The organism is Actinomadura sp. NPDC049753 (genome assembly GCF_040674655.1).
GTDB classification, from domain to species: Bacteria; Actinomycetota; Actinomycetes; order Streptosporangiales; family Streptosporangiaceae; genus Spirillospora; species Spirillospora verrucosospora.
The window spans coordinates 1-4,691 of the sequence record NZ_JBFARL010000339.1 but is presented as its reverse complement, the minus strand read 5'-3'; the positions used below and the strand labels follow the sequence as shown (position 1 = coordinate 4,691).

2 protein-coding genes and 1 pseudogene are annotated in these 4,691 nt (G+C 73.6%); all 3 read right to left on the bottom strand.

Annotation, left to right across the window (positions count from 1 at the left end; all coding sequences use genetic code 11):
* Nucleotides 1-99: 99 nt before the first annotated feature.
* Nucleotides 100-834 (bottom strand): annotated as a pseudogene (murF, locus tag AB0K37_RS40295) (UDP-N-acetylmuramoyl-tripeptide--D-alanyl-D-alanine ligase); the annotation flags it as partial.
* A gap of 29 nt (nt 835-863) precedes the next feature.
* Nucleotides 864-2,438, bottom strand: coding sequence for a UDP-N-acetylmuramoyl-L-alanyl-D-glutamate--2,6-diaminopimelate ligase (locus AB0K37_RS40290; protein WP_363991016.1), 1,575 nt, complete (start codon nt 2,436-2,438; stop codon nt 864-866).
* An 81-nt stretch (nt 2,439-2,519) separates the two neighbouring features.
* The coding region (locus AB0K37_RS40285; RefSeq protein WP_363991014.1) for a penicillin-binding transpeptidase domain-containing protein at nt 2,520-4,691 on the bottom strand (2,172 nt) is incomplete at its 5' end.

The following is a 4,691-nucleotide window of genomic DNA, read 5'->3' as shown; positions in this document are numbered from 1 at the left end:
GCCTGTCCGGCTGCGGATCCGCCGGTGGCGCGGAGGACGGCGGGACACCGCTGCGCACTGTCCAGCACGCGATGGGGACGACCAAGATCTTCACCACTCGTCCTCGGCGCGGACCGCGGCGCCCGGCGAGCGGCCGAACATGACGACCTCGCCCTGCGTCCGGGACGCCATCGCGCTGACCAGCGGGTCGTCGGCGTTCAGGACGGCGGTGCCGCCCGGCGGGACCGCCTCCACGATCTCGCCCTTGGCCAGGGCGATGTTCTCCCTGCCGCCGAACTCCCCTACGTGCGCGGTGCCGACGTTCAGCACGACGCCGACGTCCGGGCGCGCGATCCCGGTGAGGTAGGCGATGTGGCCGATGCCGCGGGCGCCCATCTCCAGCACGAGGTGCCGGGTGGCGGCGTCGGCGCGCAGCACGGTGAGCGGCAGCCCGATCTCGTTGTTGAACGAGCCGGGCGGGTAGACCGTCGGGCCCGCGCCGCTCAGGACCTGCCCGATGAGGTCCTTGGTGGAGGTCTTGCCGGCCGAGCCGGTGACCGCGACGACGGTCACGTCGGGCAGCCGCTCCAGGACGGCCCTCGCGAGCCGTCCGAGGGCCTCCTGGACGTCGTCGACGACCACGCACGGCCCGTCCACCGGGCGCTGCGCGAGCACGCCCGCCGCCCCGGCCGCGAGGGCCCCGGCCGCGAAGTCGTGCCCGTCCGCGCGGTCGCCCTTCAGCGCCGCGAACAGCGCCCCGGGCTCCACCGCGCGGGAGTCGATCACCACGGGGCCGTCCACCACCGGGTCGTCCATCACCGGGTCCGGCGGCCCGTGCCGGGTCCCTCCCGTGATCTCCGCGATCGTCGACAGCGGAAGTGGGATCACGCCTGCGTCCCGTCCCCTCTTGTCCCTTGTCCATGGCGCCGGAGCGCGTCCGCACGGCGCCGGAGCGCGGCGCGCACGACCTCGCGGTCGTCGAACGGATGTACCTCGCCGGCCACGTTCTGGCCCTGCTCGTGCCCCTTGCCCGCGACGACGACCACGTCGCCGCGGCGGGCGCGGCCGACGGCCAGGTCGATCGCCGCGGCGCGGTCGGGCTCCACGACGATGTGCGCGCGCTCCGGCTGCGGCACCTTGAGCCCGCCCTCGACCATAGCGGCAAGGATGGCCAGTGGATCTTCCGACCTCGGGTTGTCGTTGGTGAGGTACGCCATGTCGGCCAGCCGCGCGGCGGCCTCGCCCATGAGCGGCCGCTTGCCGCGGTCGCGGTCGCCGCCGCAGCCGATCACCACCGCGAGGTCGCCCTCGGTGACGGGCCGCAGCGCGTTCAGGACGGCCTCGACCGCTCCCGGCTTGTGCGAGTAGTCGACGAGGGTCACGAAGTCCTGCCCCTCGTCGACCCGCTCCAGGCGCCCGGGGACGCCGGGCAGCGACGCCACCCCGCGGACCGCCGCCTGCAGCGGGATGCCCGCCTCCACCAGCGCGACGATCGCGGCCAGGGCGTTGGCGACGTTGAACGGCCCGGCGAGGCGGACCTCGCCGTCGGCCTCGATGCCGAGGGGGCCGACCACGCGGAACACGCTGCCGTCGGCGCCGACGCGCACGTCCTCGGCCCGCCAGTCGGCCGCCGGGTCCCCGGTCGGGGAGAACGTCGTCACCGGCACCGTGGCGATCTCCATCAGCTCGCGGCCGTAGTGGTCGTCGAGGTTGATCACGCCGACCCGCGAGTACCCGGGCGTGAACAGCCGCGCCTTCGCGAGGAAGTAGTCCTGCATGGTCGGGTGGTAGTCGAGGTGGTCCTGGGACAGGTTCGTGAACACCGCGACCTCGTAGCGGGCGCCGCCGACCCGGCCCTGCACCAGCGCGTGGCTGGACACCTCCATCGCGGCGGCGCCGACGCCGCGCTCGCGCATCATCGCGAGCAGCGCGTGCAGGTCGGTCGCCTCCGGCGTGGTGAGCGCGCTCGGCACCCGGTCGCCGCCCACCCGGATCTCCACGCCGCCGACCAGGCCCGTCTCGATCCCGGCGGCGCGCAGGCCCGCCTCCACGAGGAACACCGTGGTGGTCTTGCCGCTGGTGCCGGTCACGCCGATGAGCGTGATGTCGCGCCCGGGCTCGCCGTACACCCATGACGCCGCGTCGCCGAGCCGCGCCCGGACGTCCCCCGTCACCAGGACGGGAAGGCCCGTCGCCGCGGCCCGGTCGTGCCCGTCGGCGTCGGTGAGGATCGCCACGGCGCCGGCCTCCGCGGCCTGGGCGGAGAACTGGGCGCCGTGCGCGCGGGCGCCGGGCAGCGCCGCGTAGATGTCGCCCGGCAGCACGGCGCGCGAGTCATGCGTGATCCCCGTGGCGGACACCGCGTCCCATACGTCCTGTCCGCCCTGTTCGTCCTGTCCGATTCCGAGGAGCGCCGCGAGTCCGCTCAGCGGACGAGCCGGGTTGGTGGTGGGACGCATGGCGTTTCTTTCGTTGCGGACGGTACGGGACTGGTCGGACACGGGTGGTGGACTCACAGGCGAGGAGGGTACTCGCTGCGATCAGTCGCGGGCGCGGATCTCGATGATCGGCGGCCTGCTCCCCGTCGGCGGGATCTTCTCGGACTGAAGCGCGAAGCTCATCACGTCCTTGAAGACCGGTGCCGCCGCATCGCCACCATAGTGGCTCCCGCGCTTCGGATCCTGCAGGACGACCTGCACCACCAGGCGCGGGTCGTCCGCGGGCGCGAACCCGGCGAAGGAGGCGGTGTAGCCGCCGCCGTCGTAGCAGCCGCAGCGCGGGTTGACGGCCTCGGCGGTACCGGTCTTGCCCGCGACGCGGTAGCCCTTGATCTGGGCCTTCGGGGCGGTGCCCTCCTTCGTCGTGACGCCCTCCAGCATGTCGCTGATCTGCCGGGCCGTCTTGGCGCTGATGACCTGCCTGCGCTCCGGTTCGGGCGCCGGGGTGAACCTGTCGTGCTCCCCGACGGTGCCCGCGATCAGGTTCGGCGCGACGCGGACGCCGCCGTTGGCGATCGTCGAGTACACGCTCGCCATCTGCACCGCGTTCACCGAGACCGTCTGCCCGAACGCGATCGGGTACCGGTCGGTGCCCGACCACTTGTTCGGCGGCTCCAGCAGGCCCGGCGTCTCGCCGGGCAGCGGCAGGCCGGTCCGGCGGCCGAACCCGAAGTCGCGCAGCGTCTGGTAGAGCCGCTGCGAGTCGATGGTCTCGCTGGCCATGATCGTGCCGACGTTGCTCGACTTGGCGAGCACGCCGGCGAACGTGAGCCGCTCGGGCTGGTGGGGGTGCGAGTCGTGGAACACCACGTCGTACTTTTTGATCTTGTCCGGGACGGTGTAGGGCGTCTGCGGGGTGACGCCGCCGTGCTCCATGACGGCCGCGGCGGTGACGACCTTGCCGGTGCTGCCCGGCTCATAGGCGTCCTGCACCAGGGGGCTGCCCCAGCGGGACCGGTCGGAGTCGGCGTAGTCGTTCGGGTCGAACCCGGGCGCGGACGCCATCGCGAGAAGACGGCCGGTGCGCGGGTCCATGACGATCACGGTGCCGCTCTTGGCCCTGCTCGCCCTCACCTGACGCTCGATCGCCTGCTGCGCCTTGAACTGCAGGTCGCGCTGCAGCGTCAGGCGGACCCCGCGGCCGGGCACCGACGGGCGCTTCTGGTCCTCGCCCATGGGGATGTGCTGGCCCTCGGGGCTGATCTCGACCCGCTGCCAGCCCTCCTTGCCGGCGAGCACGCCGTTCAGCGAACTCTCCAGGCCGGCGGCCCCGCTCCCCGTGTCGTTCACGAAACCTATGACGCTGGCGGCCAGCGAATCGTTGGGATATTCCCGGCGATATTCCGGCAGGGTGCCGATGCCGAGGAAGTTCCACGAGCTCACCAGCCGCGCCTGGTCGGGGCGGACCCCGTGCGCGAGGTACACGAACCGCGTCTCGGGCCTGCTGATCTGCTTCAGCAGCGTCGCGGGGTTCAGCCCGAGCGTCGGGGCGAGCGCGTTGACGATCGGCTGCCGCTTGTCCGGCTTGATGAGCGAGGGGTCCGCGAAGATCGCGCGGGCCTCCACCGTCATGGCGAGCGGGTTGCCCTGCGCGTCGGTGATGTCGCCGCGGACGGCGGGCAGCTTGAGCTCCCGCATCCGCTGCAGCATCGCCTGCTCGGTGTACTGCCCCGAGTCGATCGTCTGGAGCTGGACGAGCCGCCCGGCGAACAGCGACAGCACGAACGCGACGACGAGCAGCCCGACGTTGAGCCGCTTGAGCGGGTCGCGCCGGTGGAAGGGGACCCGGGACCGCGGGGGGCGGCCGGGCGGCGGGCGCCGTCCGGATCCGCCGCCGGCCCGCGGGCGGCGGGGGCCCGCGCCGTCCGTCTTCGGCCTCGCGCTCTGGGCGTTGCCGGCCGTGCGGCTCTCCGCCGTCGCGCCCCTGGAGGGCGCCTTCTTCCGCGCGGAGCGCTTGACGGCCGTCGCGGCGCCGCCCGTCCGCCCGCCCGCCTTCTCCTTGCCCGCGCTGTCGCGTGCGCCGTCCTTGCGTGCGCCGTCCTTGCGCGAGGCGTCCTTACGGGGGGTGTCCTTGCCCGGGGTCTCCTTGCGGGAGGTGGGGACCGTGCCGCTGCGCGCGCGCGAGCGCCGTGAGCAGCACCTGCTTCGGCGGCTGCGGGAGGCCCCGGAACCAGAACCGCGTGACCACGCCGAAGTTCCCGCCGCCTCCCCCGG